Source organism: Tardiphaga sp. 42S5, assembly GCF_034044155.1.
Lineage (GTDB): Bacteria > Pseudomonadota > Alphaproteobacteria > Rhizobiales > Xanthobacteraceae > Tardiphaga > Tardiphaga robiniae.
The window spans coordinates 6,282,318-6,308,511 of record NZ_CP139027.1 but is presented as its reverse complement, the minus strand read 5'-3'; the positions used below and the strand labels follow the sequence as shown (position 1 = coordinate 6,308,511).

The window sequence follows — 26,194 nt, the reverse complement described above, 5'->3', positions numbered from 1 at the left end:
ACCCCGCCGGAGTGATCATGTCTGAAGCGACTGCCAACAAAATTCCCGTGACCGTGCTGACCGGCTATCTCGGCGCCGGCAAGACCACGCTGTTGAACCGCATCCTGTCGGAAAACCACGGCAAGAAATACGCTGTGATCGTCAACGAGTTCGGCGAGATCGGTATCGACAACGATCTCATCATCGGCGCGGATGAAGAAGTGTTCGAGATGAACAACGGCTGCGTCTGCTGCACTGTCCGCGGCGACCTCGTGCGCATTCTCGACGGTCTCATGAAGCGCAAGGGCAAGTTCGACGCGATCATCGTCGAGACCACGGGCCTCGCGGATCCGGCCCCGGTGGCGCAGACCTTTTTCGTCGACGAGGACGTGCAGGCCCATGCACGGCTCGACGCGGTGGTGACCGTGGCCGATGCCAAATGGCTGAGCGACCGCCTCAAGGATGCGCCGGAAGCCAAGAACCAGATCGCCTTCGCCGACGTCATCGTGCTGAACAAGATCGATCTCGTGTCGAAGGCTGAGCTCGCCGAAGTCGAGGCGCGCATCCGCGCCATCAACCCCTATGCCAAGCTGCACAAGACGGAACGCGCGCAGGTGAAGCTGTCCGATGTGCTGGAGCGTGGCGCCTTCGATCTCGATCGCATTCTGGAGATCGAACCGGAATTCCTCAACGCGGACGACGGTCACGATCATCATGACCACGATCACGGCCATCATCACCATCATGATCACGGCCACGGTGGTCTGAAGCACTATCACGACGAGGATATGCACTCGATGTCGCTGCGTACCGACAAGGCGCTCGATGCATCGACCTTCATGCCGTGGCTGCAGGATCTGATGGCCAAGGAGGGCGGCAAGATTTTGCGCTCCAAGGGTATCCTGTCGTTCTCCGGCGACGACGACCGCTACGTGTTTCAGGGCGTGCACATGATGCTCGAAGGCGATCATCAGCGGCCGTGGAAGGACGGCGAGAAGCGCGAAAGCCGTCTTGTCTTTATCGGTCGCGATCTGCCCGAGCAGTTGATCCGCGACGGCTTCGAACGCTGCATCCCCGCCTGATGATGTCCGATTTCAATCCGCTGCAGGAGCAGGAATCCATCGTCTCGGTCACCGACCGTGTGTTGCCGGTGGTCATCGGTGTGTCGGTCACATCAGTGCATTTTCTCGGCGACAAGGCAGCCTTTGTCGGCGCCGAGGAGAAAGTTACGCTGGTCGATCCGGCGGGTGCCATGTCGCCCGTCGAGGTCGCATTCGGCGGCATCCTGTGCTCGACCTCCGACGGCAAGCGGATCGTGATGGGCTGTGACGACGGCAAGGTCGTCGTGCTCGACCGCGACGGCGCTGTCTCGACCTTTGCGACCGACGCCAAGCGGCGCTGGATCGATAGTGTAGCTTTGCATCCCGACGGCGCCGTGGCGTGGTCGGCGGGCAAGACGGCCTTCGTGCAGGCGCCGAAGGGCGAGGTGAAATTCTTCGAGGTGCCATCGACCGTTGGCGGCCTTGCATTCGCGCCCAAAGGGCTGCGGCTCGCGATCGCCCACTACAACGGCGTGACGCTGTGGTTTCCCAACATGGCTGGCAATGCCGAAGTGCTGGAATGGGCCGGTTCGCATCTCGGCGTGACCTTCAGCCCGGACAACAAGTTTCTGGTCACCGCGATGCATGAGCCAGCGCTACATGGCTGGCGTCTCGTCGACGGCAAGCACATGCGCATGACCGGCTATCCGGCACGCGTGCGCTCGATTTCCTGGAGCGCCGGCGGCAAGGGTCTCGCGACCTCGGGCGCCGATACGGTCATCATCTGGCCGTTCGCCAGCAAGGACGGCCCGATGGGCAAGGAGCCGGCGATGCTGGCGCCGCTCAAGGCCAAGGTCACTATGGTGGCCTGTCATCCCAAGCAGGACATCCTGGCCGCCGGTTACAGTGACGGCACCATCCTGATGGTTCGCATGACCGATGGCGCCGAGATTCTGGTGCGGGCCAACAAGGGGCAGCCCGTCAGCGCGCTGGCCTGGAATGCCAAGGGTACGCTGCTGGCTTTTGCCGATCAGGACGGCGACGCCGGGCTGCTGGAGCTGTAGCTCTTTCACCTCTCCTGTGGCGAGAGAGTTCACGACGGTCGGTGCGAGGCGGCATTGTCATCCGCCCGTCACTTCCTGTACGCATGCAGGCATCATGCGATTTTTGGCGACATTCCAGACTTACGACTTCCTCGACACGCTGCTCAGCCTGGCCACGGCCTTTGTGCTGGGCACGCTGATCGGTGCGGAGCGACAATATCGCCAGCGCACCGCGGGCCTGCGCACCAATGTGCTGGTGGCGCTCGGGGCGGCCGCTTTCGTCGATCTCGCAATGCAGCTGCACGGTGCCGATGGCGCGGTGCGCGTGATCGCCTATGTCGTCTCCGGCATCGGCTTTCTCGGCGCGGGCGTCATCATGAAGGAAGGCACCAATGTGCGCGGCCTCAATACGGCGGCGACGCTGTGGAGTTCGGCCGCGGTGGGCTCCTGCGCCGGCGCGGACATGATCGCACAGGCTATCGCGCTTACGTTTTTCGTGCTGGCCGGCAATACGCTGCTGCGGCCGCTGGTCAATGCGATCAACCGTGCGCCGCTGGACGCGAAGTCGTCGGAAGTGACCTATTACGTGCGGCTCACGGTCTCGCCCGAGGTGGTGCCGGAGATGCGCGAGCGCCTGCAGGAGGCGCTGGAAGCCGCAAAATATCCGGTCGGCGATGTCGATGTGATCGAGCAGAGCGACACCCAGCAGGAGATCGTCGCCACGCTGGTCTCGACGGCCGTCGATCCCAAGGAGCTGGATGCCGTGGCCGCCCGGCTCGAGGCGTATGCCGGCGTGCGCAACGCCACATGGGACGTCAGCACCAAGGACTAATCGTCCAAAAGAAGTCCAGGGCGCCATAGGCGATCTGCGACTTTCCGGCTCGGGAACTTTGGCGGCCGGCTCCCGTTGTCACCGCACATTAACTGCGGTGGATGCCATGATCCCGACGACCCAGACGCGCGTGTTCCGGACGTATTTCACGATCGCGATCTTGGCGACCGCAGCAGGATTGGGCGCATCGACGTCGGCAATGGCGCGGCTCACGCTGACGCCACCATCCGCTCGATTTGCCCAGGCGACGCCGCCACTGCAGTCGACGCCGGGTGCCGAAAACAAGCCGTCGGCCCCCGCAGAATCCGCGACCACTGGCCAGCGCCCGCAGGAAACGCCGCCGCAGCCGGCGCGTCCGGATGCAGAAGCACGCGATGCCGGCGCCAAGCCGGCACTGCCGCCGGCGCCGGCGGAGAAAACGGCGCCGCCGATCACCACGAAATAGCGGAGCTTTCGAGGTCGCTGTCAAAGTCCCTCATGGTGAGGAGGCGTGTTTGCGCCGTCTCGAACCATGAGGCCGGGTTCTCCCAGTGTGCCGCCATCCTTCGAGACGCGCGCGAAGAGCGCGCTCCTCAGGATGAGGACGGTGTTTGTTGACGCTGCCCGCACAATAGTCTCGCCAGTTTCATCGACCGCCTTCATACTCCCTGCCAACAGTTTCATAGGGGGCACCATGAAGATCGAAGATATCAGGCGTAACGCCTATTCGATGCCGCTGACCAATCCGTCATTTCCGCGCGGGCCCTACAAATTCTACGACCGCGAATATTTCATCATCAGCTATCGCACCGACATGGACGCGCTGCAGGCCGTGGTGCCGGAGCCGCTGGAGATCGTCGACAACATCGTCAAATACGAATTCATCCGCATGCCCGATTCCACCGGCTTCGGCGATTACACCGAAACCGGGCAGGCGATTCCGGTCCGCCTCAACGGTGTCGAGGGCGTCTATATCCATTCGATGTATCTCGACGACGATGCGCCGATTGCCGGTGGCCGCGAGCTGTGGGGCTTTCCGAAGAAGCGCGCGACGCCGAAGATCGCCGTGGAAAGCGACGTGCTGGTCGGCACGCTGCATTACGGCTCGGTGCTCTGCGCGTCAGGCACCATGGGCTACAAGCACCGGCCGGTGGATCATGACACGGTGATGCATGCGCTGACGGTGCCGAACTTTATTCTGAAGATCATCCCGCATGTCGATGGCACGCCGCGCATCTGCGAGCTGGTGCGCTATCACTTGGAAGAGATCAATCTCAAGGAAGCCTGGACCGGGCCTGCCGCGCTTGGCCTGTTTCCACATGCGCTGGCGGATGTGGCGCGGTTGCCGGTGAAAGAGGTCGTGTCGGCATTGCACTTCAAGTGCGACCTGACGCTGGGATTGGGCGAAGTGGCGTTTGATTATCTGGCGAAATAGGAAGCGGGCGCCTCTGCCCGACCCTCATGGTGAGGAGGCGTTCTTGCGCCGTCTCGAACCATGAGGCCGAGGTGTCGAAGTGTGCGGCCATCCTTCGAGACGGCGCCGAAGAAGCGCCTCCTCAGGATGAGGGCTGAGCATGTGGTGGTTTCCGTAAGTGAGGTAACTTGCGTCGAGCAAGTTGCTTCAATATCGCGAAGTCGCCACGGATCAGCGCTTCTTTCTTCGCCCTGCTCCAGCGCTTGAGTTTACGCTCATTCTCGATCGCGTCGGTGATGCGCTCAAACCATTGCGAATACAACAGTTCGACAGGTCTGCGTGTAGACGTATAGCCGGGAAAGGTGCCGGCGTTGTGCTGGGCTATTCTGATGTCGAGCGAGGTGCGTGTGATGCCGATATAATAACTCCCGTCGGCACACCTCACGATATAGAGAAACGCACCGTCCAGTATGGATCGGCTCCATTTTCTGAGAAATTGAAAGTTCCAATCTCGAGAATGGAGCAGTCGTTCGCACTGTCAAGTTGCTCTGCAGCCCAACCCCTCATGGTGAGGAGGCGCTTCTTCAGCGCCGTCTCGAACCATGAGGGCACGGAGCCGGAGCCCGCGGCCATCCTTCGAGACGCAAATGGCGGCTGCGAGATGCAGCCGCCATTTGCTCCTCAGGATGAGGGCGGAGTGTTCGCTACCGCACCAGCACGTTCTTGAACTGCCACGGGTCGCTCGTGTCGATATCTTCCGGGAACAGGCCCGGACGGCCTTCGAGCGGCGTCCAGTCGGTGTAGTAGCCCTTCACCGGGCCGAGATAGGGTGTCTGGATCTCCAGCAGACGCTCGAAGTCGATCTCGTCGGCCTCGACGATGCCTTCGGTCGGGTGCTCCAGTGCCCAGACCATGCCGCCGAGCACGGCCGAGGTCACCTGCAGGCCGGTGGCGTTCTGATAGGGCGCGAGTTCACGCGTCTCCTCGATGGAGAGCTGTGAGCCGAACCAGTAGGCATTGTTGTCGTGGCCGTAGAGCAGCACACCGAGTTCGTCGATACCGTCGACGATTTCGTTTTCGTCGAGGATGTGGTGCTTCGTCTGCATCTTGCCGGAGCCGAACATCTCGTGCAGCGACAGCACCGCATCGTCCGCCGGGTGATAGGCATAGTGGCAGGTCGGCCGGAACACCGCGGCGCCCGACGCGTCACGCACCGTGAAATAATCGGAGATCGAGATCGACTCGTTGTGGGTGACGAGGAAGCCGTATTGCGCGCCGCGCGTCGGGCACCAGGTGCGCACGCGCGTATTGGCGCCGGGCTGCATCAGGTAGATCGCTGCGCCGCAGCCGGCCTCATGGGTATGTGCATTCTCCGGCATCCACTTTTCATGGGTGCCCCAGCCGAGTTCGGACGGCTGCACGCCTTCCGAGAGGAAGCCTTCGACCGACCAGGTGTTGACGAAGACCTCCGGCGGCTTCGGCGACTTGGAGCGTTGCGTGTCGCGCTCAGCGATGTGGACGCCCTTGATGCCGGCCTGCCGCATCAGGTCCGCCCATTCGGCCTTGGTCTTCGGCTGCGGGGCATTGAGCTTCAGGTCGGAGGCGACATTCAGCAGCGCCTGCTTGACGAAGAAGGAGACCATGCCGGGATTGGCGCCGCAGCAGGAGACCGCCGTGGTCGAGCCGGGCTTGCGGGCCTTCTTGGCGGCCAGCGTCGTTTCGCGCAAAGCGTAGTTGGAGCGCGCTTCGGCACCCTTCGATGCGTCGAAATAGAAGCCGAGCCAGGGCTCGTTGACCGTGTCGATGTAGAGCGCGCCGAGCTCGTTGCAGAGCTCCATGATATCGACCGAGCCGGTATCGACCGACAGGTTGACGCAAAAACCCTGGCCGCCGCCCTCAGTGAGGAGCGGCGTCAGCAGTTCGCGATAATTCTCCCTGGTCAGCCCCTGCTGGATGAAGCGCAGACCATGCTTGTCGCACAGCGCCTTGCGGCCCTCATCCTTGGGGTCGAGCACGGTGATGCGCGACTTGTCGTAGTCGAGATGCCGCTCAATCATCGGCACCATGCCTTTGCCGATCGAGCCGAAGCCGACGATCACGATGGGGCCAGTGATCTTCGCGTAGATCGGCGAGGCGGGGGATGAGGACATCAGCTTCTAACTCCAGACAGGATCAAGATTAACGCGCTGCGTCGTGCGCGGTTGGGAAAGGACAGTGACGATGTGACATCAGAATGAAATTTCGGGAATGAAATCTCGATGCCAGTATTAAATGCAGCTCAGCGGCGTATGCCGACCGAGAGAACGGTCAGCGAACGTGGTTCCCCCGAGGGCGTCTCGAATGTAATGGACTGCCCCGCAGAAAGGCCGATAAGCGCGGCTCCGATCGGGGTCAATACCGAAATTCGCCCGGCGTCCACGTCGGCGGAGGTCGGATAGACCAGTGTGACGTGCTTTTCCTGCCCGCTGATATCGTCGCGGAACGTCACATCGGACTCCATGCCGACGATTCCGGGCAATGGATGAGTATCGGGCACGATCGTCGCGCGCTCAACTTCGCCGGCCAGAAAGTCGGCGGTCACGGGGGACTTCTCTGCAGCGGCCTCGGCCAGTACGCCGAGACGCTCACCGTCGCTGCGGCGGAGTGTGATGGGCGGCAGCTCAGTGCGAAGGGAATGGATCATGGGTTTCACAGCCAAATGACGCCCGGCGCGCAAAGCGCCCGAGCATGCCAAGAATGATGAGGATGCTGAAATCGAACAAGCCCGGACGGCACGCGCGCGTGCGCCCGGGTCACATTCCTGCTTGAAGGTGACCGGCGCGGAGCAGTAAGCGGTTGCGGGGCAGGTTCGTCATGATGGCCGAAACCTATGTATCCTGCAGTGAAAGTCAACCGGCGATGGCGCCGTTGCTAGCAGCGACGTCAAACGGGTGTGTCTGACGCGCGGTTGACGATCAGCTGCGCCGCTTGGCGGTGACTTCGATTTCGATTTTCATCTCGGGCTTGTAGAGCCCGGAGACCACGAGGAGCGTGGCAGCAGGCCTGATCTCGCCGAGATGGGCACCGGTCACCGCGAACACCTTGTCGGCGTCGCTGGCGTCCGTGATGTAGTAGATCGCACGCACGATATCGGCCATGGCAAAGCCGGCCTCCTTCAGCGCGGCTTCGATAGTCTTGAAGCAGTTCTGTGTCTGTGCCGTGATATCTGCCGGCAAGATCATGGTGGTGTAATCGTAGCCGGTGGTTCCGGACACGAAGCAGAAATCGCCGTCGACCACCGCACGGCTGTAGCCAGCGGCCTTTTCGAATGGCGATCCGGTGGAAATCAGTTTGCGCGTCATTACCGGGCTCTCCTGCGGAGGTGAGCTCCGCAATGCCGTGCCTTGGTGGTCAAATCAAGCTGCGTGGGCCAGATCGGCAGGCTCAGCAGCCTTGCGGGCCCATTTACCGCTTCCGAAGATGATGCCGCGGGAGCCATCCAGCGCTCCGGGCTTCAGCTCGAGGCCGAGCAGGCGATCGCGCTCGAACGGCCCCGGCAGCGCCAGATCGGTCATTTTCCGGGGCATGAAGCCGAAGCGGGCGTAATAAGGCGCATCGCCGAGCAGCACGATGGCGCCATGGCCGCGCGCCGAGGCCTCGGCGATCGCGTGATTCATCAACGCGGCGCCAAGGCCAAGGTCGCGGGCACCCGGATCGACCGCCAGGGGGCCGAGCATCAACGCAGCACGGCCCCCCGCGTCGACATGCCAAAGCCTGATCGTGCCGACCAGCCTGCCTTGCACCACCGCCGAGAAGGCCAGGCCTTCGGCGGGCAGTCGTCCGTCACGCAGTCGCTGGCAGGTGCGGGCATGGCGCGAAGCGCCGAAGCACACATCCAGTAGAGATTCACGGGCGGCGACGTCGGAGCCACGTTCCGCACGGATCTCGTACGAAGGGGCTGCGATGGGCAAAGCAACAGTGTTGTTAGTGGCGGTCTCGTGCAGATCGGTCATGGCATGTCGGTCCCCACTCCGTTTTTCACACGGAGTGTTGTCATCCAGAATTGGAAGGTGACGGGATGAGAGCCGGCGGGCCGGCTCTCCGATTAGTCATATCCGGGGTGGATGCCGGATATAGTGAGCGAACTTAAATTTGCAACGCTCAGATATGGAAGGTGCGCAGCGGCGGGAAGCCGTTGAACGCCACTGCCGAGTAGGTCGACGTATAGGCGCCGGTGCCTTCGATCAGCAGCTTGTCGCCGATCTCGAGAGTCACGGGCAGCGGATACGGCAGCTTCTCATACATCACGTCGGCCGAATCGCAGGTCGGGCCGGCGAGCACGCAGGGCGTCATCTCGGCGCCGTCATGCGGCGTCTTGATGGCGTAGCGGATCGACTCGTCCATGGTCTCGGCGAGACCGCCGAACTTGCCAATGTCCAGGTAAACCCAGCGCACGTCGTCCTCGTCGCTCTTCTTCGAGATCAGAACGACTTCGGCTTCGATGATGCCGGCATTGCCGACCATGCCGCGACCCGGCTCGATGATGGTCTCCGGAATCGCGTTGCCGAAGTGCTTGCGCAGCGCACGGAAGATCGAACGGCCGTACTGCACGACCGCCGGGACTTCCTTGAGGTACTTGGTCGGGAAGCCGCCGCCCATATTGACCATGGAGAGGTTGATCCCGCGCTCGGCGCAGTCACGGAACACCGACGAGGCCATCGCCAGCGCACGGTCCCATGCCTTCACCTTGCGCTGCTGCGAGCCGACATGGAACGAAATGCCATAGGGCTCCAGGCCAAGACGCTTGGCGAGGTCCAGCACGTCGACAGCCATTTCCGGATCGCAGCCGAACTTGCGCGACAGCGGCCACTCGGCGCCGGCGCAATCGTAGAGGATGCGGCAGAACACGCGGGCGCCAGGAGCGGCGCGCGCGATCTTCTCGACCTCGGCGGCGCAATCGACCGAGAACAGGCCGATGCCGAGCGCGTGGGCGCGCGCGATATCGCGTTCCTTCTTGATGGTGTTGCCGAATGAGATGCGGTCCGGCGTGGCGCCAGCGTCGAGCGCCATCTGGATTTCCTGCACCGACGCACAGTCGAAGCACGAGCCCATCGAGGCCAGCAGCGACAGCACTTCCGGCGCCGGATTTGCCTTCACCGCGTAAAACACGCGGCTATCAGGCAAAGCCTTCGCAAAGCTCTGGAAGTTGTCGCGCACGACTTCGAGGTCGACGACGAGGCACGGCTCGACATCGGTGCCCTCGTTGCGGCGGGCGCGGAGGAATTCCTGAATACGTTCGGTCATAGCACTCTCCCAAACGGCCCCGCGAAAGAGTCACGTTCAAAAAATGATGACGGTTCAGCGCTTTCGGACCCAGGCACGCGATGGAGGCGTGACAAAGCCAAAAGTACAGACCGTAAGTGCTGCCGTGGATTGGTTGGGGGTGACCCTACCGCACACCTGGCAATGAAGGACAAGCCTCTTCGGTATTCGCGCTGGCTGTTGGAAAGCCAGCAGAGACCAAAAAAGCCCGCTCCGTCGTTGCTTTAAGTCGCGTCCCCCGTTGAGAACGAGGTGCGCCGGTTCGCCTCCGGCTGCCAGTCACGGTTGCAAAGAACAAAGTCACCTTCAACGGCATCTCTGGAGAGAGATGCTGGCCTTTCGCAAAACTCCGCGAACGACCCTCGGCTTCTTCATCCCTTGGCGGCTGTCCGGCCTCTTGTCCGGATACCTACCGACTGACACACGACCACAGGCACGTGCGAAATTGGGCAAGACCGGAAATAGGTTCTTTGACCCTGGTACGCAACAATTTTTTTGGGCTGTGGGGCATTTTATTCAACGCCATCGCGCAGCGTTGCAAACGAGACGCACTCAGCGCGCTCAACATGAACGGATGTTAAGTTCGGTTAAGGAATTGGCGTAGTCTGGGGCTGGCGTGGAGTGCTGAACTACACCAGCGTCATGGTCCTGTAGTCGTCCTCTCGTGCGGCTGTCATCTCGCTCTCGGTGTCGTCCTCCGCGAGAGGGAGGATCCCGTAAACGCTACAGCTAGCGACGAATCACGAGCAGCCCGGGTGACTGGCGCTCGACTCAAGCACGCAATTGCGCGCCTGGCTGGGCGATGACAGTCGAGTGTGAAGAAGCCGGAGAGTGGAGCTGCGCGGGCGCGCAGTTCTCAGCCGCGGCGGGTGAACGGCTCGATCCGTGCGGCGGTGCGCAGGAAGGCGACCATGATGGCGACGCCGCACAGGAACAGGCAAACCTGCAGGATGTGCTCGCCGGTGGTGGAGAGGCCGAACAGGATCGACAGCGCCCAGCCGCCCGCGAAGGCGGCGCCGAACACTTCCGCGCCGATCAGGATCGCCGCCGAGATGACGGTGATGACGCTGGGCCAGTAGATGCGGCGAGGGGCGGTGGAGGTGGTCATAATCTCAAGGTCCTGTTTCGGGCCGCAATCTCTCCGAAAAAGCCTGCTGCGGCAAGCACTAAAGGGCCCAAAAAAGCCCCATCGCGTGGTATAGATCGACGCATTCTATGGGCTTCAAAGCAGGATTTCTTATGTCAGAAACGTCGGTCTCGCCGGTTGCGTCGAAAGGTCTCGAAAATCCGCTTCTGAAAGCCTGGCAGACCCCGTTCGAGACCCCGCCGTTCGACGAGATTAAGCCCGAGCACTTCATGCCGGCCTTCGAACAGGCGTTTTTCGACCATTCGGCCGAGATTGCCGCGATCGTGAACGATCCGGCCGCGCCTGACTTCGCCAATACGATCACGGCGCTGGAGCGCTCCGGCAAGTTGCTCAGCCGCGTGGCATCGGTGTTCTACGATCTGGTGTCGGCGCATTCCAATCCGGCGATCCTGGAGATCGACAAGGACGTGTCGTCGCGGATGGCGCGGCACTGGAATCCGATCATGATGAATGCCGTGTTGTTCGGCCGCATCGTGGCGCTGCACGACAAACGCGCCGAGCTCGGCCTCACCACCGAACAGATGCGTCTCCTGGAGCGGACCTATACCCGCTTTCACCGCTCCGGCGCCGGCCTCGACGAGACCGCCAAGGCGCGGATGGCTGAGATCAACGAGCGTCTCGCGCATCTCGGCACCAGTTTCAGCCATCATCTGCTCGGCGACGAGCAGGAGTGGTTCATGGAGCTGGGTGAAGGCGATCTCGATGGGCTCGCCGAGAGCTTTGTCGCCTCGGCCAGGGCCTCGGCTGACGAGCGCGGCATGACTGGCAAGGCGATCATCACTACGTCGCGGTCCTCGATGGAGCCGTTCCTGAAAAGCGCGGCGCGGCGCGACCTGCGCGAGAGGGCCTACAAGGCCTTCATTCAGCGCGGCAACAATGGCAACGCCAACGACAACAACGAGACGATCGTCGAAATCCTGAAGCTGCGCGAGGAGACCGCGAAAATCCTGGGCTTCCCGACCTTCGCGGCCTACCGGCTGGAGGATTCCATGGCCAAGACGCCGGAAGCCGTGCGCGGTCTGCTGGAGCGCGTCTGGAAGCCGGCCCGCGCCCGCGCGCTTGCCGATCGCGATGCGCTGCAGGAGCTGATTGCGGAGGAGGGCGGCAACTTCAAGCTCGCCGCCTGGGACTGGCGCTATTATGCCGAGAAGCTGCGCCAGCGCCGCGCCAATTTCGATGATGCGGCGATCAAGCCCTATCTGACCCTCGACAATATGATCGCGGCGCAATTCGACACCGCGACGCGCTTGTTCGGCATCACCTTCGCCGAGCGCAAGGACGTGCCGGTCTGGCATCCCGACGTCCGCGTCTGGGAGGTCAAGGATGCCAAGGGGGCGCTCAAAGCCATCTTCTATGGCGACTACTTCGCCCGGCCGTCGAAGCGCTCCGGCGCCTGGATGACCTCGCTGCGCGACCAGCAGAAGCTTGACGGCGACGTGGCGCCGCTGGTGCTGAACATCTGCAACTTCGCCAAAGGCACCGACGGCCAGCCATCGCTGCTGTCGCCGGACGATGCGCGCACGCTGTTCCATGAATTCGGCCATGGCCTGCACGGCATGCTCTCCAACGTCACCTATCCCTCGCTGTCGGGGACGTCGGTGTTCACCGACTTCGTCGAACTGCCGTCGCAACTCTATGAACACTGGCAGGAGCAGCCGCAGGTGCTGCAGACCTTCGCCAAGCACTACCAGACCGGCGAGCCGCTGCCCGACGATCTGCTGAAGCGGTTCATCGCTGCCCGCAAGTTCAACCAGGGCTTTGCCACGGTGGAGTTTGTGTCGTCGGCGCTGATCGATCTTGAATTCCATACCCAGCCGGCCTCGGCCTCCGCCGATGTCGCGGCCTTCGAGAAGAAGGAGCTGGAGAAGATCGGCATGCCCGAGGAAATCGCGCTGCGACACCGGCCGACGCAATTCGGGCACATCTTCTCCGGCGATCACTATGCGTCTGGCTACTACAGCTACATGTGGTCCGAAGTGATGGATGCGGACGCCTTCGGCGCCTTCGAGGAAGCCGGCAATATCTTCGATCCCGCGGTGGCCAAGCGGCTACATGACGACATCTATTCGTCGGGCGGCTCGGTCGATCCGGAAGCGGCTTACATCGCTTTCCGTGGTCGTGCGCCGGCGCCAGATGCGCTGTTGCGGCGGCGTGGGTTGCTGGAAGAGCCTGAGGCGGCGTGAGGTGATGCTTCTGATGAACCGCTTTTTGGGTCTGATCGCGATCATGACTGCGCTGGCCGGCAGCATCACCGTTGCCTCCGCCCATCCCCACGTCTTCGTCACGGCATCCAGCGAATTGATCTACGCGCCGGATGGCACCATCACCGGCGTGCGCCATGCCTGGGTGTTCGACGACATGTTCTCGACCTATGCGCTGCAGGGAATCGAGAGCAAGACCAAGGGCGTTTATACCCGCGAGGAACTGGCGCCGCTGGCACAGACCAATGTGGAGTCGCTGAAGGAATTCGCCTTCTTCACCTTCGCCAAGGTGGAAGGCAAGAAGCAGCGCTTCAACGATCCCGTCGACTATTATCTGGAGAAGCGCGACGCGGCGCTGGTGCTGCACTTCACGCTGCCATTCAAGACGCCGTTCAAGGCCAGGAAGATGGAGCTCGAGATCTTCGATCCGAGCTTCTTCGTCGATTTCGGTCTGGAGAAGAAAGATCCGATCAAGCTAGCCGGCGCACCGGCTACCTGCACGATGGCGATCCAGCGCCCGAGCGATGGTGCAGCCAAGGCACAGACCATGAATGAAGACACCTTCATGAGCGGCGAGAATAGCAATTACGGTGCGATGTTCGCCAACAAGATCACGGTCGATTGCCCATGAGTGTAACTTCATCGACAGGTCTCTCCCCGCGTCATGCCCGGGCTTGTCCCGGGCATCCACGCCTAGACACCGGCATCCGGAAGAGGTGGATGGCCGGAACAAGCCCGGCCATGACGAGCGGATGGAGTGTCGTTCTTGTTTGTGCGGCAGTGCTGGTTGTCGCCGCCATGACCGACGCTTCGCTGCATCACGCTCTCGCGCAGAATCCGTTCGGCGCGCCGAAGGGCGTGCCGGATTCGCAGGTCGGTGGCATTATCGGCTGGCTGCTGACCAAGCAATCCGAATTCTATCGCGCGATGTCGGCAACCATCCGTGCCGCGAAGTCCGACGGCAGCGCCGTGTGGACGCTGCTGGCGATTTCCTTTGCCTACGGCATCTTCCACGCCGCCGGACCCGGGCACGGCAAGGCGGTGATCTCGTCCTATCTGGTTGCCAATGAAGAGACCGCCAAGCGCGGTATCATATTGTCCTTCGTCTCGGCGCTGATGCAGGCGCTGGTGGCGGTGCTGATTGTCGGCATTGGCGCATGGCTGCTGAATGTCACGGCGAAGACCATGTGCAGCACCGAGCGCTGGGTAGAGATCGCCAGCTATGGGCTCATCGCGGCGTTCGGCGCGCGGCTGGTCTGGAGCAAGGGGCGCGGTTTTATCCGCGCCTTGCGACCGTCGCTGCCGGCCGCCGGCCCGCAGCTCGCGATGGCGCATGCCAGCGCGTCCGCGCATACGCATGATCACGGCCATGACCACCATCACCACGAGCACGCTCATGGCCACGCGCATGCTCATGCGCACGCCCATACGGTGCATGCCGAGGCGACGGCTTCAGCACATGTGCACCATGACGACAGTCATCATGATCACGTTCATGACGAGCATTGCGGCCATTCCCATGGCCCGACGCCGGATCAGTTCGCTGGCCCCGGTGGCTGGGCGCGTGGATTATCGGCCGTGTTCACGGTGGGCATCCGGCCGTGTTCCGGCGCGATCCTCGTGCTGGTCTTCGCGCTGGCGCAGGGCATGTTCTGGGCCGGCATCGCTGCGACTTTCGTGATGGGCCTGGGAACCGCGATTACCGTGGCGACCATTGCCGTCATCGCCGTCTCCGCCAAGGGCCTCGCCGGCCGTCTGGCCGGTGGCCGCGATGGCAGTGGCGCGCTGGTGATGCGGGGGATCGAGTTCGGTGCGGCGGCGCTGGTGATGCTGTTTGGCGTTGGCCTGCTGCTGGGCTATGTCGCGGCCGAACGCGTCACCTGTTTCTGATCGCTGTCCTGCCCTGATGGACAGTCCGTCGTCTTGACAAGGTCCAGCCAAAGCGCGAAGCCACCGGCATCATGACAAATGTCGTTTCCCTCGAGCAGCCACCGGCCTCCACCCTGGAGATACCGGAACGCGTCGGCGTCTTGCTGGTCAATCTCGGAACTCCCGATACCGCGGATACCCGCGGCGTGCGCGTCTATCTCAGAGAGTTCCTGTCCGATCCGCGCGTGATCGAGAACCAGGGCCTGCTGTGGAAGCTGATCCTCAATGGCATCATCCTGACCACGCGGCCGCGCCGTAAAGCCAAGGACTATCTGAAGATCTGGAACACGGAGAAAAACGAATCTCCGTTGAAGACGATCACCCGCGCGCAGTCCGACAAGCTCGCCGCGTCGCTCGGCAGTCACACCCATCTCGTGGTGGACTGGGCGATGCGCTACGGCAATCCGTCGATCCGTTCCCGCATCGCTGACCTGACTGCAAAGGGCTGCAACCGCATTCTGGTGGTGCCGCTCTATCCGCAATATTCGGCGGCGACGTCTGCGACGGTCTGCGACGAAGTGTTCCGCGTGCTCGGCACCATGCGTGCGCAGCCGACCCTGCGGGTCACGCCGCCTTATTATGACGAGCCGGATTATATCGGCGCGCTGGCGATCTCGATCGAGAAGCATCTGGCGACGCTGTCATTCGTGCCGGAAATGATCGTGGCGTCGTTCCACGGCATGCCGCAGAAATATATCGACAAGGGCGACCCCTATCAGGCGCAGTGCGTCGCTACGACCGAAGCGCTGCGCAAGCGGCTCGGACCGGATGCGCCGAAGCTGCTGCTGACTTTCCAGTCCCGTTTCGGCTTCGATGCCTGGCTTCAGCCCTATACGGACAAGACCATCGAGCAGCTCGCCAAGGACGGCGTGCGTCGTATTGCCGTGGTGATGCCGGGCTTCTCGGCCGACTGCCTGGAGACGCTGGAAGAGATCGCGCAGGAGAATTGCGAGATCTTCATGCACAATGGCGGCGAGCAATTCTCTGCGATCCCCTGCCTCAACGACAGCGACGAGGGCATGGACACGATCCGCCAGCTTGTGCTGCGCGAGCTGCAGGGCTGGATCTAAGGGCGCTCCAACCCATCCACGTCATTGCGAGCGCAGCGAAGCAATCCAGAAGCCACAGGCGAAGACTGGATTGCTTCGTCGCAAGGGCTCCTCGCAATGACGGCTGAGAGGTCCGTGGCTCGCGATCACGTCGGCGCTCTCGCTTTTCCCGATTTCGAACCTTAAAATCCTCCACGCCGACAAAACAACGAGACGCCGTCCGTCGCGCGTCCATTTTGCCGCAGGGAGACTTTGATGTCCGGTTTCGACATTTTCGCCATCGCCGTTGTGTTGCTGATCATCTTCACGCTGTTTGCCGGCGTGAAGACCGTGCCGCAGGGCTATGACTGGACCATCGAGCGCTTCGGCAAATTCACCCGCACGCTGTCGCCGGGCCTCAACCTCATCATCCCGTATTTCGACCGTGTCGGTCGCAAGATGAACATGATGGAACAGGTGATCAGTATTCCCGAGCAGGAAGTGATCACCAAGGATAACGCCACCGTCACCGTGGACGGCGTCGCGTTCTTCCAGGTGTTCGACGCGGCCAAGGCGAGCTACGAGGTCTCCGATCTCAATCAGGCGATCATCGTGCTGACCATGACCAACATCCGTTCGGTGATGGGCTCGATGGACCTCGATCAGGTGCTGTCGCATCGCGACGAGATCAATGAGCGTCTGCTGCGCGTCGTCGATGCCGCCGTCTCCCCATGGGGCCTCAAGGTCAACCGTATCGAGATCAAGGACATCGTGCCGCCGGCTGACCTCGTCGAGGCCATGGGCCGCCAGATGAAGGCCGAACGCGTCAAGCGCGCCGATATTCTGCAGGCCGAGGGTCAGCGCCAGTCGGAAATTCTCCGTGCCGAAGGTGCCAAGCAGGGCCAGATCCTGCAGGCCGAAGGTCGCCGCGAGGCTGCGTTCCGTGACGCCGAGGCACGCGAGCGTTCCGCAGAGGCCGAAGCCAACGCAACGCGAGTGGTGTCGGAGGCGATTTCGAAGGGTGACGTTGCGGCGCTGAATTACTTCATCGCCGACAAATACATCAAGGCGTTCGGCCAGCTTGCGGAATCGCCGAACCAGAAAGTCATCATGCTGCCGGTGGAAGCCATGAGCATGCTGGGCTCGCTGGCCGGTATCGGCGAGATCGCCAAGGCGACCTTCGGCGAGAACTCGACCTCGGCCCAGGCTGCCGCGCGCCGCAGCGGATCAGTGCCGCCGGCGGGTACAACGCCGCCGCGCAGCTAGGGATTTCGCAATGGCCGAAATGTTCGTCACTTTGGGGAGCTGGAACTGGCTGATCTTCGGCGTGCTGCTGATGGCGCTCGAGCTGCTGGCGCCCGGCGTCTTCATGTTCTGGCTCGGGCTGTCCGCATTCCTGGTCGGCGTGCTCTCCTTCATCGTCACGCCGTCCTGGCAAGTGCAGATCCTGCTATTCGGATTGTTCGCGCTGGCAGCCGTCCCGCTGTGGCGACGGATTGCGCGCCAGAAGCCCGGCGCCAATCCGAACCCGTTCCTCAACAAGCGCAGCGACGCGCTGGTCGGCCGTATCTGCACGCTGGATCGGCCGATCATCGACGGCGAGGGCATCGTGCGGATCGACGACACAGTGTGGCGCGTCAGTGGCCCGGATACGCCGGCCGGGACGCGGGTAAAGATCGTGAAGGCGGATGGGGCCAGTCTGACGGTGGACGTGGCGTAAAAACTAAGCCACGCCCGCCCGTAGCAGATCGTGCAGATGCACGATGCCGACGGGCTTTCTGGCGTCCGTCACCAGTAACGCCGTGATCTTCGACGAGTTGAGGATTTCCAGCGCTTCGCCGGCGAGCAGGTCGCGGCTGATGGTCTTGGGGTTCTTGGTCATGACTTCATCGACCGACACCGTCATCAGGTCGGCGCGCATGTGACGGCGGAGATCGCCGTCGGTGACGATGCCGACCACATGGCCGTTGCCATCGGTAATGCCGACGCAGCCAAAGCCCTTCGAGGACATTTCCACCAGCGCATCGGACATCTTGGTGCCGAGCGGCTTGAGCGGCACGGCGTCGCCTGAATGCATGAGGTCGCGGGTGTATTTCAGCATTGCGCCGAGCTTGCCTCCGGGGTGCAGCACACTGAAATCCACCGACGTAAAGCCACGGCCTTCCAGCAGCGCGATCGCCAGCGCGTCGCCCATCGCCAGCATCATCAGGGACGAGGTCGTGGGCGCGAGATTATGTGGGCAGGCCTCGCGCGCCTTCGGCAGCGTCAGCGCGACATCGGCAGCCTCTGCCAGCGTCGAGGTGGCTTCTGAGGTGATCGCGACCACGCCGATCCTGAAACGCTTGGCATAGGTGATGAGGTTCTTCATTTCCGGCTGCTCGCCGGACCACGACAACGCCATGATGACGTCGTCGGGCGTGATCATGCCGAGATCGCCATGGCTGGCCTCGGCGGCGTGGACGAAGAAAGCGGGCGTACCGGTCGAGGCGAAGGTGGCGGCGATCTTGCGGCCGATATGGCCGGACTTGCCGAGGCCGGTGATGATCAGGCGGCCCTTCGCCTTGAGGATCAGGTCGGCGGCCGCGACGAAGGCCGGGCCGAGGTCGGATTGCAGCGCGGTGGCCAGCGCGGTGACGCCGCTGGCTTCGGCCTCCAGCGTACGCAGCGCAGAGGCAATCGCTTCAATGGCCTGATCGCTCATCGCTGCCGTCGTTTTCGTCGGAAGGCCGGGTGTCTTGGAGAGGGGCATCAATCGCATCCTGGGGCCGTAAATTGTCCGGCTGTGTCGCCGTCCTCTTAGCACGGCTGGGCCTGCCTGGCGAAACCCCGCCGATGCGATCTCAACGGGCCATTAACCATAAGCGTTTTAACTCCCTTAACCATGAGTTGTCGCGCGCGCCTCCGGCGTCGCTCTTGGTGGGTTTCGTAAGCCTTTGATAGTGTTGGAGTTTTTCTGATCGTGAGGATGGGTCGAGTACGCGACCGCCGCAACCGCGCCTGGGCCAACGGCGCGGTTTCGGCATGTCTGTGCCTGAGCCTCCTCACGCCATCTCCGGCATTCTCGCAAGCATTGACGTCAGACCTGCTGGCGCCGGTCCCGGGCGGTTTCGTGTCACCGCAGAACCTGCCGACGCGCCGGACGACGGATGCGCCGCTCCAGCCAAATGGAGCGCTGCAGACCAGCCAGCTATCGCCGGATCGCATCCCGCAATCGATCATCACACCGCCGGTGCCCGCTGCATCGGGCGCCGCCGGCACCGGGTTCGATGCGCTCAACCGCAAGCGCAAGCAGACCAAATATTATCCGGGCGCGAAGAAACCGAAGCCGCCAGTGGGCCCCGGCAGCCCGCCGCCGCCGCTGGTGCCCGAGACGCGGCCGTCACCGCCATCGGCCAAGGCAGCCAAGCCCCCCGTTGCGCCGTCGGTTGCCGGCACCGTGGTGGGTCAGCCGCCGCGCCGGCGATTGCCGATTGATCCCGATCCTTATGCCCCGACCGGCGTGCGCGTCGGCAGCTTTCTCGTGAAGTCAGCCGTGGAAATCTATGGCGGTTACGACAACAACCCGGCGCGTTTCGTGCAGCCGAAGGGGTCGTCGTTCTACAAGGTTGCGCCAGAGCTGCTTGCCGCAACTGACTGGACGCGGCACTCGATCATCGTTGATTTGCGTGGATCCTTTACCGGTTACGAGAAGCAGTTTCCCGCAGCGCCATTCCAGACTTCGCCGGCACCCGAAAATGTCGATCGCGCCGAATTCAACGGCAAGATCGCCGGTCGTCTCGATGTCGCCCGCGACCTGCGCGTTAACAGCGAAATGCGTATGCGGGTCGGTGCGGATAATCCGGGCAGCCCGAACATTCAGGCCGGCTTGAAGGAGTTCCCGTTGTTCACGACGACTGGTGGGTCGCTCGGGGTCGAGAAGGACTTCAACCGTCTTCAGATCAAGGTCGATGGTCTCGTCGATCGCACCGTCTATCAGGATTCGAAACTGACCGACGGCACCCAGACCAACAACAACGACCGTAATTTCAATCAGTATGGCGGCGTCGGCCGCGCCACCTATGAAGTGCTGCCGGGTCTGAAGCCGTTCGCCGAAGTCCAGGGCGATGTCCGTGTGCACGACGATCGGGCGGATCGCTTTGGCTATCTCCGCGATTCCAGCGGCGGCTATATCAAGGCCGGTACGACGTTCGAATTCACGCGTCTGCTGACGGGCGAAGCGTCGATCGGATATGCAGCGCGCAGCTATACGGATACGCGGCTGGAGGTTCTCAAGGGCCTGCTGACGTCAGCGTCGCTGATCTGGACGGCCACACCGCTGACGACCGCGAAATTCGTCTCGACCACGTCGATCGACGAGACGACCGTTCCCGGCGTTCCCGGCATTCTCACGCGCACCTATACGGTCGAGGTCAATCACGACTTCCGGCGCTGGCTGACGGCCACGGGCAAGTTCACTTACGTGACGCAGGATTATCAGGAAAACTTCCGTTTCGATAAGATCTACTCGCTGCAGGGCGATCTCGTTTACAAGCTGAACCGTGAAATCCAGCTCAAGGCGCAGGTGCGCCGCGATATCCTGGATTCAAACATCCTTGGCGCGAGCACGGCCTCGACCGTGGTGATGCTGGGCGTGAGACTGCAGCGGTAGCCGTCAAAATCGCTGAGCGCCACGTCGCTCGTCCTAATTCCACTTCCGCATGAACTTGGCCGTCTTCCGGCGAAATTTCACACCGGAGCCATCGGGCAATCGGATGGCGATGAAGCCGGCTGCGATACAGGCCTCGCGCTGCGGCATGTGCTCATCGGGCGCGCGCTCGGTCTCCCACCACGAGGCCCGGTGCGACGCGCGCGGCAGCGCGTCGTCGATGATCTCCTCGATCGCATCCATGCTCAGCACGAATTCGTCCTTGGTCTGGCTGGCCAGGTAGGCGCGGAGCAGGTCGTAGTCAGGCACGGAATTGTCCTCGGTATAATCTCGCAAACGTCATACGCGCCCGCGCGATCAGGCGCTACAGCGCGATTTCGGTAAATCGACATCGGAAGTGCGTCATCCGAGCATTTTCCGCAACCGTTCGTTAACGCCGTGTGGAACCCAAAGCCGGTACTTAAGCGCTCGGCAAGCATTCGCGTGCGATCCGTGGGGTACGGAGCACATGATGAAGTCGGGGAATGCAAGCACGGGAATTCGACGCTGGCCGTTATCGGCCAAGCTGTTGATTCTGTCGTCGCTGGTCACGATCATTGGCTTTTCGGCCGTTTGCGGCACTGTGATGCTCGATATGCGCCGCGGCGAGGAAGCGCTCGCGCGACAGACTGCCGAGAACCTCGCCACCTCCATCGATTCTGATATAGGTCGAACCGTTGAACAATACGATCTGTCGTTGCGCGCCGTCATTTCCGGCATCAATACGCCCGAGATCGACAAGCTCAGCAAGGAAATGCGCCAGCTGATCCTGTTCGACAATGCGGCATCAGCGCGCCAGTTTGCATCCATTCAGGTGTTCGATGCGCATGGCGATCTTATCATCGATGCGGCATCGCTCGATCCTGTCAAGCAGAGCAGTGCCGACGAAGAGTTCTTCAAGGTACACAAGTTCGACGGCGAGCGCGGGCTCTATGTCAGCAAACCGATGCTGCACCGGGGCGCGTATTCCGTCGTGCTGAGCCGCCGCATCACCGACGTCGATGGCAATTTTGCCGGCGTCGTCGCGGGTGCCATCCGGTTCGCCTACTTTCATGATCTGTTCGGCCGCTTGCGGCTGAACAAGGACGACAACATCACAGTGATCCGCCGCGACGGCGTCGTCATCATGCGTACGCCGTTCGATCTCGACGTGGTCGGCAGGGATCTGAGCAAGACCCCCGGCGTGATGCGGGCGCTGAGCCGGTCCAACGGGTCGTATTCGGGCGTCGGTGTCGTTGACCAGATCGAGCGCCTCTATGTGTGGCGCGACAGCGGTCGGCCGTTGCTCGTGATCGTCGGCCGGCCGTGGGCCGGCATCTACAGTCTGTGGTATCAGCAGGCGATCAAGATCGGCGGCATCATGCTGGCGCTGATTATCTTCATCACCGCGGTGACACTGTTCCTGGCGCGCGAAATAGGCCGCCGCGCACACGCAGAGCACAAGCTCGAAGAACTGGCCACGACCGATGGTCTCACTGGACTGCGCAATCGCCGCAAATTCGATGCGGCGATGGAGCTGGAATGGCGTCGCGCCATCAGGCATTCACGGCCGATGGCACTGCTGTTGATCGACGCCGACCATTTCAAGGTTTTCAACGACAGCTTCGGTCATCAATCCGGAGACACTGCCCTGATCGCGATCGCGAATTGCATCGCAGGAGCGGCGAAGCGGGCCGGCGACTGTGCCGCGCGCTATGGCGGGGAAGAGTTCGCCGTGCTGCTGCCCGGTGCGACCGTGCAGGATGCCTATGAGGTTGCCGAAACCATTCGACGTCGCGTCGAGCAGGTGCCGGCCGATCCTGCGATGCTCACGGTCAGCATCGGCGTCGCCAGCGTGAAGCCGCTGGTGACGATGGAGTGGACGGGACTGGTAGAAGCTGCCGACAAGGCGCTCTATGCGGCGAAGGCCGCAGGCCGCAACCAGTGTGTCATCGCAGGCGATGCGCACCAGGCGATTGCAGCCTAGCGCTTACTCTCCGAGGTAACGTAGCATTTCGGCGCGCAGACCTTGGCGCAGATCAGGGCGTTGCAGGCCGAACGCGATATTGGCGCGCAGGAAGCCCGACTTCGAACCGCAATCGTGCCGCTCGCCTTCGAATTCCACGCCGTAGAACGACTGGCTCTCGGCGAGGCCGATCATCGCATCGGTGAGCTGGATTTCGCCACCCGCGCCGCGCTCCTGGGTCTCCAAAATTTTGAATATCTCCGGCTGCAGGATGTAGCGGCCGGTAATCGAAAGGTTGGACGGCGCGGTGCCCTTCGGGGGTTTCTCGACCATGCCGTCGATGGTGAAAGCGGCTTCGTGAGTTGGGTGGCGCTCGCCGACGCCGCAGATGCCGTATTGATGCGTCATGTCCATCGGGACTTCCTCGACGGCAACGAGGTTGGACTTTTCGCCAAGCGCTCCCGCGATATCGACCATCTGCTTCAGGCAGCCTGGGGAATTCAGCACCAGTTCGTCCGGCAGCACCACGGCGAAGGGCTCATTGCCGACGATATCGCGGGCACACCAGACGGCATGGCCAAGCCCGAGCGGCGCCTGCTGGCGCGTGAAGCTCATGGCGCCGGCGGCAGGCTGGGACAGCGCCAGCTGTTCGATCTCGGCAGACTTGTTGCGGCTCTTGAGTGTCTCGTCGAGCTCGAACATGCGGTCGAAGTGATCTTCGATGATGCCCTTGTTGCGGCCGGTAACGAAGATGAAATGTTCGATGCCGGCCTCGCGGGCTTCGTCGACCACATATTGGATCAACGGCCGATCGACGATAGTCAGCATTTCCTTCGGCATCGCCTTGGTGGCGGGAAGGACGCGGGTGCCGAGGCCGGCGACCGGAAAAACGGCTTTGCGAATTTTCATCAGGGGACTTTGCAATGACCTTGGAGGGGAACGACGCAGGCAGGCCAACGAAGATTGCGCCTGCTGGTTCCGTTTGCAACCGGGAACAAAGGCGGATGTGTGGTGCCGGGCTACATGTCTGCAATTATCCTGTCTGCCGCGCGGCACGTCCGCCCGGCCACGCAAAACTGGAATAGTGTTAAGCTGATGGAAACCCTCACCGGGCCTCCTGTCATGCCACAGTCATGACCAAATTCCGGTCAGATTCCCGAGATGGATAGCGATGAAATCTGCGACGAAGATGGCGCGTAGCCTGACATGCGGTGTAGCTGCGCTCGGCGCAGTTTTGCTTACGGCAGCCCTGCCCGTGGCGGCGCAGGCGCAGAGCAAGAGCGGCCCTTTCAGCCTGTTCGACAATATCTTTAGCGGATCGGCGCAGACCCAGGACCCGCCGCCACAGGCGGCACTGCCCGGCGCGCCCGGAGCGCAGCCCTGGAGCGGCGAGGACGGCGCATCCGGCCATCCGCTGATGACTGCACAGGCAATCCGCGAGGCCGCTGGTAATTTCGACAACTGCATTGCCGGACTGTGGCCTGATGCCGCACGCCGCGGCATCTCGCAGGACAGCTATCAGCGTTTCACCGCCGGGCTGACGCCGGATCTGCGAATCATGGACCTGATGGATTCGCAGCCGGAATTCACCAAGGCGATCTGGGACTATCTCGACATCCTGGTGAACGACAACCGAATGGCCAAGGGCCGCGAGGTGCTGGCGCAGTACAAGACCATCTTCGATGCGGCCGAGAAGGCCTACGGCGTCGATCGCTACATCGTCGCGTCGATCTGGGGCATCGAGTCGAACTACTCGACGATGATCGGCGATCGCAGTGTGCTGCGCTCGACGGCGACGCTAGCCTGCGTCGGCCGCCGCCAGGCCTATTTCAAGGATGAGTTTCTGGTTGCTCTGGAAATCCTGCATCGCGGCGATCTGAGGCCTGAACAGATGCGCGGCTCTTGGGCCGGCGCATTCGGCCCGACCCAGTTCATGCCGACCGCGTTCAAGCGCTTCGCGGTGGACGGCGACGGTGACGGCCGCCGCGATGTGGTGGACAATCCGACTGATCTGATCTTCTCGACCGCCAACAACCTGAAAAAGGATGGCTGGCAGAGCGGCCAGACCTGGGGCTACGAGGTCGTCGTGCCACAAGGCTTCAACTACATGCTCGCCGACAAGGCCAAGGCGATGACGCTGCCGCAATGGGAGCAACTCGGCCTCAAGCGCGCCAACAACCAGCCGTTTCCGCGCATGACGGAAAAGGCCTATCTACTCGCGCCCGCCGGTTCGCAGGGGCCGGGCTTTCTGATGCTGACGAATTTCCGCGTCATCATGAAATACAATCCGGCCGAGGCCTATGCGATGGCCATCGGCCATTTCGCCGACCGGTTGCGCGGCGGCCCGCCTTTCGTGCAGCCATGGCCGCGTCAGGAGCGCGTGCTGTCCCGCGCCGAGCGGCTCGAGCTACAGCAACTGCTGGCGCAGCGCGGCTTCTACAAAGGCACGCCGGACGGCCAGTTCGGCGGCCAGACCCGCGAAGCCTTGCGCAACTTCCAGGCCTCCGTCGGCGCGCCCGCTGACGGGTTTGCATCGTCGGAGATGCTGGATCGGCTCCGGGCTAGATAGGCGTCCTGCGCAGAGGCCCACAGCGCATAACATTATACCGCAGTGCAGCATGCATGCTACGCTGGTCCCCTTGGATGCATTCTTTGGGGACTATCGATGTTGAACAGGCGCACGCTGCTGGCCGGATTGTCGGCAAGCCTTCTTCCATTTCAGGCCAAAGCGGCGTGGCCGGAACGGTCCATCACCCTGCTGCACGGTTTCGCGCCGGGCGGCGGCACCGACGCAACCTCGCGTGTGCTCGCCGAAGGTCTGTCGAAAATTCTCGGCCAGACCGTGGTGGTCGAAACCAAGCCCGGCGCCGGCACGACGCTCGCCGGGGCGCAGCTCGCCCGCTCGGCGCCTGACGGCTACACGATCTCGCTGATTACCGCGACCTATGGTGCGTCGTCGGCCTTCTACAAGAGCCTGCCTTACAAACCGGTCGATGACCTCAAGGGCATCTGTCAGGTTTCCGAAGCGCCCTACATGTTCTCGTGTAATGCGGACGCGCCCTTCAAGAATCTCGCCGAGTTGATCGCTTCTGCAAAGAAGCAGCCGGACAAGCCGCTCACTTACGGCACGCCCGGTGTCGGCTCGGGCCCGCATCTGATCGTCGAGCAGATCGGGCAGTTGGCCGGCGTGAAGTTTCAGCACATTCCGTTTCGCGGCGGCGCTCAGGCCGTTGTCGAGGTCCTCGCGGGGCGCATCGACTTCATGGTCGATCCGCCGATCTCGATGATCGAGCAGATCAAGGCCGGCAAGTTCCGCGCACTCGCCGTGACGACGGCTGAACGCTTCCCGTCTTTCCCCGATATTCCCACCGTGGCCGAAGCGGGCTTTCCCGGCTACGCCGCGCCGGGCTGGTACAGCCTCGTTGGCCCGGTCGGCCTTCCCGACGACGTCGTGGCAAAGTTGAACGCTGCGACGGTCACACTGCTCAAGGATGAGAGCGTGAAGGAGCGGCTGCTGTCGCTCGGTAGCCAGGCTAAGGCCTCGCAGCCGAAGGAGGTCATCGATCTCCTCGCCTCCGACGTGAAGCGTTGGGGCGAGGTGTTGGAGAAGGCAAAGATCGAGCGGATCTAGAACGCACACAGGCGCGCTGCATCGTGCGGCGCGCCTGTCTT

At 62.5% G+C, this 26,194-nt stretch carries 25 protein-coding genes; 15 read left to right on the top strand and 10 right to left on the bottom strand.

What is annotated here, in order from left to right; genetic code table 11:
• Positions 1-17: 17 nt before the first annotated feature.
• The 5 genes from SFY93_RS29420 to SFY93_RS29400 all read left to right on the top strand — a co-directional run bounded on the left by SFY93_RS29420 (position 18) and on the right by SFY93_RS29400 (position 4,308).
• Complete coding sequence (locus SFY93_RS29420; protein ID WP_068729004.1) at positions 18-1,061, top strand: CobW family GTP-binding protein; 1,044 nt, start codon at positions 18-20, stop codon at positions 1,059-1,061.
• Complete coding sequence (locus SFY93_RS29415; RefSeq protein ID WP_414717017.1) at positions 1,061-2,083, top strand: WD40 repeat domain-containing protein; 1,023 nt, start codon at positions 1,061-1,063, stop codon at positions 2,081-2,083. The genes SFY93_RS29420 and SFY93_RS29415 overlap by 1 nt, the downstream gene beginning before the upstream one ends.
• Positions 2,084-2,177: 94 nt before the next feature.
• Complete coding sequence (locus tag SFY93_RS29410; RefSeq protein ID WP_089265780.1) at positions 2,178-2,894, top strand: MgtC/SapB family protein; 717 nt, start codon at positions 2,178-2,180, stop codon at positions 2,892-2,894.
• Positions 2,895-3,000: 106 nt separating this feature from the next.
• A complete protein-coding gene (locus SFY93_RS29405) occupies positions 3,001-3,339 on the top strand; it encodes a hypothetical protein (protein WP_320445582.1) in 339 nt (112 codons plus the stop codon).
• A gap of 228 nt (positions 3,340-3,567) precedes the next feature.
• A complete protein-coding gene (locus SFY93_RS29400) occupies positions 3,568-4,308 on the top strand; it encodes an acetoacetate decarboxylase (protein WP_176454635.1) in 741 nt (246 codons plus the stop codon).
• 121 nt (positions 4,309-4,429) lie between these two features.
• Here SFY93_RS29400 and SFY93_RS29395 read toward each other — a convergent pair whose 3' ends face one another.
• The 7 genes from SFY93_RS29395 to SFY93_RS29365 all read right to left on the bottom strand — a co-directional run bounded on the left by SFY93_RS29395 (position 4,430) and on the right by SFY93_RS29365 (position 10,696).
• Positions 4,430-4,732: a GIY-YIG nuclease family protein gene (locus tag SFY93_RS29395; RefSeq protein WP_320445581.1), complete on the bottom strand. Its 303-nt coding sequence runs from the start codon at positions 4,730-4,732 to the stop codon at positions 4,430-4,432.
• A gap of 259 nt (positions 4,733-4,991) precedes the next feature.
• On the bottom strand, positions 4,992-6,437 hold the full coding sequence (locus SFY93_RS29390) for a homospermidine synthase (RefSeq protein WP_089265782.1): 1,446 nt from the start codon (positions 6,435-6,437) through the stop codon (positions 4,992-4,994).
• Positions 6,438-6,565: 128 nt separating this feature from the next.
• A complete protein-coding gene (rnk, locus tag SFY93_RS29385; RefSeq protein WP_089265783.1) occupies positions 6,566-6,970 on the bottom strand; it encodes a nucleoside diphosphate kinase regulator in 405 nt (134 codons plus the stop codon).
• A 271-nt stretch (positions 6,971-7,241) separates the two neighbouring features.
• Complete coding sequence (locus SFY93_RS29380) at positions 7,242-7,628, bottom strand: RidA family protein (protein WP_320445580.1); 387 nt, start codon at positions 7,626-7,628, stop codon at positions 7,242-7,244.
• Positions 7,629-7,682: 54 nt separating this feature from the next.
• Positions 7,683-8,279, bottom strand: coding sequence for a GNAT family N-acetyltransferase (locus SFY93_RS29375; RefSeq protein ID WP_320445579.1), 597 nt, complete (start codon positions 8,277-8,279; stop codon positions 7,683-7,685).
• A 148-nt stretch (positions 8,280-8,427) separates the two neighbouring features.
• Entirely contained in the window at positions 8,428-9,570 is a 1,143-nt protein-coding gene (locus tag SFY93_RS29370) for a type III PLP-dependent enzyme (RefSeq protein ID WP_068728986.1), read from the bottom strand.
• Between the two features lie 874 nt (positions 9,571-10,444).
• Positions 10,445-10,696 (bottom strand): hypothetical protein, encoded by a 252-nt coding sequence (locus SFY93_RS29365; RefSeq protein WP_068728984.1) that lies wholly within the window; start codon positions 10,694-10,696, stop codon positions 10,445-10,447.
• Positions 10,697-10,827: 131 nt separating this feature from the next.
• Between SFY93_RS29365 and SFY93_RS29360 the strand changes: the two genes are divergently transcribed.
• From SFY93_RS29360 to SFY93_RS29335, 6 genes are all read left to right on the top strand, one after another.
• A complete protein-coding gene (locus SFY93_RS29360; RefSeq protein ID WP_089266226.1) occupies positions 10,828-12,918 on the top strand; it encodes a M3 family metallopeptidase in 2,091 nt (696 codons plus the stop codon).
• A gap of 13 nt (positions 12,919-12,931) precedes the next feature.
• Positions 12,932-13,567, top strand: a complete 636-nt coding sequence (locus SFY93_RS29355) for a DUF1007 family protein (protein WP_414717016.1) — start codon at positions 12,932-12,934, stop codon at positions 13,565-13,567.
• Between the two features lie 89 nt (positions 13,568-13,656).
• Complete coding sequence (locus tag SFY93_RS29350) at positions 13,657-14,826, top strand: nickel/cobalt transporter (protein WP_320445578.1); 1,170 nt, start codon at positions 13,657-13,659, stop codon at positions 14,824-14,826.
• A gap of 71 nt (positions 14,827-14,897) precedes the next feature.
• Entirely contained in the window at positions 14,898-15,935 is a 1,038-nt protein-coding gene (gene hemH, locus SFY93_RS29345) for a ferrochelatase (protein ID WP_320445577.1), read from the top strand.
• Positions 15,936-16,169: 234 nt separating this feature from the next.
• Positions 16,170-17,159: an SPFH domain-containing protein gene (locus tag SFY93_RS29340; protein WP_175367761.1), complete on the top strand. Its 990-nt coding sequence runs from the start codon at positions 16,170-16,172 to the stop codon at positions 17,157-17,159.
• 10 nt (positions 17,160-17,169) lie between these two features.
• A complete protein-coding gene (locus SFY93_RS29335; protein ID WP_115032955.1) occupies positions 17,170-17,613 on the top strand; it encodes an NfeD family protein in 444 nt (147 codons plus the stop codon).
• A gap of 3 nt (positions 17,614-17,616) precedes the next feature.
• On the opposite strand, the gene SFY93_RS29330 is transcribed toward SFY93_RS29335, so the two are convergent.
• Positions 17,617-18,594 (bottom strand): KpsF/GutQ family sugar-phosphate isomerase, encoded by a 978-nt coding sequence (locus SFY93_RS29330; protein WP_410001886.1) that lies wholly within the window; start codon positions 18,592-18,594, stop codon positions 17,617-17,619.
• Positions 18,595-18,858: 264 nt separating this feature from the next.
• On the opposite strand from SFY93_RS29330, the gene SFY93_RS29325 reads away from it, so the two are divergent.
• Positions 18,859-20,541 carry an outer membrane beta-barrel protein gene (locus SFY93_RS29325; protein WP_320447880.1) on the top strand — a complete coding sequence of 561 codons (1,683 nt, stop codon included), beginning with the start codon at positions 18,859-18,861 and terminating at the stop codon, positions 20,539-20,541.
• 33 nt (positions 20,542-20,574) lie between these two features.
• Here SFY93_RS29325 and SFY93_RS29320 read toward each other — a convergent pair whose 3' ends face one another.
• Positions 20,575-20,847: a hypothetical protein gene (locus SFY93_RS29320; protein WP_089266229.1), complete on the bottom strand. Its 273-nt coding sequence runs from the start codon at positions 20,845-20,847 to the stop codon at positions 20,575-20,577.
• 199 nt (positions 20,848-21,046) lie between these two features.
• Here SFY93_RS29320 and SFY93_RS29315 point away from each other — a divergent pair, with 199 nt between their 5' ends.
• Positions 21,047-22,543 (top strand): sensor domain-containing diguanylate cyclase, encoded by a 1,497-nt coding sequence (locus SFY93_RS29315; RefSeq protein WP_414717015.1) that lies wholly within the window; start codon positions 21,047-21,049, stop codon positions 22,541-22,543.
• A 3-nt stretch (positions 22,544-22,546) separates the two neighbouring features.
• On the opposite strand, the gene SFY93_RS29310 is transcribed toward SFY93_RS29315, so the two are convergent.
• Positions 22,547-23,431, bottom strand: a complete 885-nt coding sequence (locus SFY93_RS29310; protein WP_320445575.1) for a UTP--glucose-1-phosphate uridylyltransferase — start codon at positions 23,429-23,431, stop codon at positions 22,547-22,549.
• Positions 23,432-23,693: 262 nt separating this feature from the next.
• Here SFY93_RS29310 and SFY93_RS29305 point away from each other — a divergent pair, with 262 nt between their 5' ends.
• Both SFY93_RS29305 and SFY93_RS29300 read left to right on the top strand, forming a co-directional pair.
• Positions 23,694-25,091 carry a lytic murein transglycosylase gene (locus SFY93_RS29305; protein WP_320445574.1) on the top strand — a complete coding sequence of 466 codons (1,398 nt, stop codon included), beginning with the start codon at positions 23,694-23,696 and terminating at the stop codon, positions 25,089-25,091.
• Between the two features lie 96 nt (positions 25,092-25,187).
• A complete protein-coding gene (locus SFY93_RS29300) occupies positions 25,188-26,153 on the top strand; it encodes a Bug family tripartite tricarboxylate transporter substrate binding protein (RefSeq protein ID WP_089265794.1) in 966 nt (321 codons plus the stop codon).
• Positions 26,154-26,194: the final 41 nt, after the last annotated feature.

Excerpts from the sequence above, each read along its gene's own strand:
- SFY93_RS29420 (WP_068729004.1), top strand. The coding sequence starts at position 18 with ATGTCTGAAGCGACTGCCAACAAAATTCCCGTGACCGTGCTGACCGGC.
- SFY93_RS29415 (WP_414717017.1), top strand. The coding sequence starts at position 1,061 with ATGATGTCCGATTTCAATCCGCTGCAGGAGCAGGAATCCATCGTCTCG.
- SFY93_RS29410 (WP_089265780.1), top strand. The coding sequence starts at position 2,178 with ATGCGATTTTTGGCGACATTCCAGACTTACGACTTCCTCGACACGCTG.
- SFY93_RS29405 (WP_320445582.1), top strand. The coding sequence starts at position 3,001 with ATGATCCCGACGACCCAGACGCGCGTGTTCCGGACGTATTTCACGATC.
- SFY93_RS29400 (WP_176454635.1), top strand. The coding sequence starts at position 3,568 with ATGAAGATCGAAGATATCAGGCGTAACGCCTATTCGATGCCGCTGACC.
- SFY93_RS29390 (WP_089265782.1), bottom strand. The coding sequence starts at position 6,437 with ATGTCCTCATCCCCCGCCTCGCCGATCTACGCGAAGATCACTGGCCCC.
- rnk (WP_089265783.1), bottom strand. The coding sequence starts at position 6,970 with ATGATCCATTCCCTTCGCACTGAGCTGCCGCCCATCACACTCCGCCGC.
- SFY93_RS29380 (WP_320445580.1), bottom strand. The coding sequence starts at position 7,628 with ATGACGCGCAAACTGATTTCCACCGGATCGCCATTCGAAAAGGCCGCT.
- SFY93_RS29375 (WP_320445579.1), bottom strand. The coding sequence starts at position 8,279 with ATGACCGATCTGCACGAGACCGCCACTAACAACACTGTTGCTTTGCCC.
- SFY93_RS29370 (WP_068728986.1), bottom strand. The coding sequence starts at position 9,570 with ATGACCGAACGTATTCAGGAATTCCTCCGCGCCCGCCGCAACGAGGGC.
- SFY93_RS29365 (WP_068728984.1), bottom strand. The coding sequence starts at position 10,696 with ATGACCACCTCCACCGCCCCTCGCCGCATCTACTGGCCCAGCGTCATC.
- SFY93_RS29360 (WP_089266226.1), top strand. The coding sequence starts at position 10,828 with ATGTCAGAAACGTCGGTCTCGCCGGTTGCGTCGAAAGGTCTCGAAAAT.
- SFY93_RS29355 (WP_414717016.1), top strand. The coding sequence starts at position 12,932 with ATGAACCGCTTTTTGGGTCTGATCGCGATCATGACTGCGCTGGCCGGC.
- SFY93_RS29350 (WP_320445578.1), top strand. The coding sequence starts at position 13,657 with ATGGCCGGAACAAGCCCGGCCATGACGAGCGGATGGAGTGTCGTTCTT.
- hemH (WP_320445577.1), top strand. The coding sequence starts at position 14,898 with ATGACAAATGTCGTTTCCCTCGAGCAGCCACCGGCCTCCACCCTGGAG.
- SFY93_RS29340 (WP_175367761.1), top strand. The coding sequence starts at position 16,170 with ATGTCCGGTTTCGACATTTTCGCCATCGCCGTTGTGTTGCTGATCATC.
- SFY93_RS29335 (WP_115032955.1), top strand. The coding sequence starts at position 17,170 with ATGGCCGAAATGTTCGTCACTTTGGGGAGCTGGAACTGGCTGATCTTC.
- SFY93_RS29330 (WP_410001886.1), bottom strand. The coding sequence starts at position 18,594 with ATGAGCGATCAGGCCATTGAAGCGATTGCCTCTGCGCTGCGTACGCTG.
- SFY93_RS29325 (WP_320447880.1), top strand. The coding sequence starts at position 18,859 with ATGGGTCGAGTACGCGACCGCCGCAACCGCGCCTGGGCCAACGGCGCG.
- SFY93_RS29315 (WP_414717015.1), top strand. The coding sequence starts at position 21,047 with ATGATGAAGTCGGGGAATGCAAGCACGGGAATTCGACGCTGGCCGTTA.
- SFY93_RS29310 (WP_320445575.1), bottom strand. The coding sequence starts at position 23,431 with ATGAAAATTCGCAAAGCCGTTTTTCCGGTCGCCGGCCTCGGCACCCGC.
- SFY93_RS29305 (WP_320445574.1), top strand. The coding sequence starts at position 23,694 with ATGAAATCTGCGACGAAGATGGCGCGTAGCCTGACATGCGGTGTAGCT.
- SFY93_RS29300 (WP_089265794.1), top strand. The coding sequence starts at position 25,188 with ATGTTGAACAGGCGCACGCTGCTGGCCGGATTGTCGGCAAGCCTTCTT.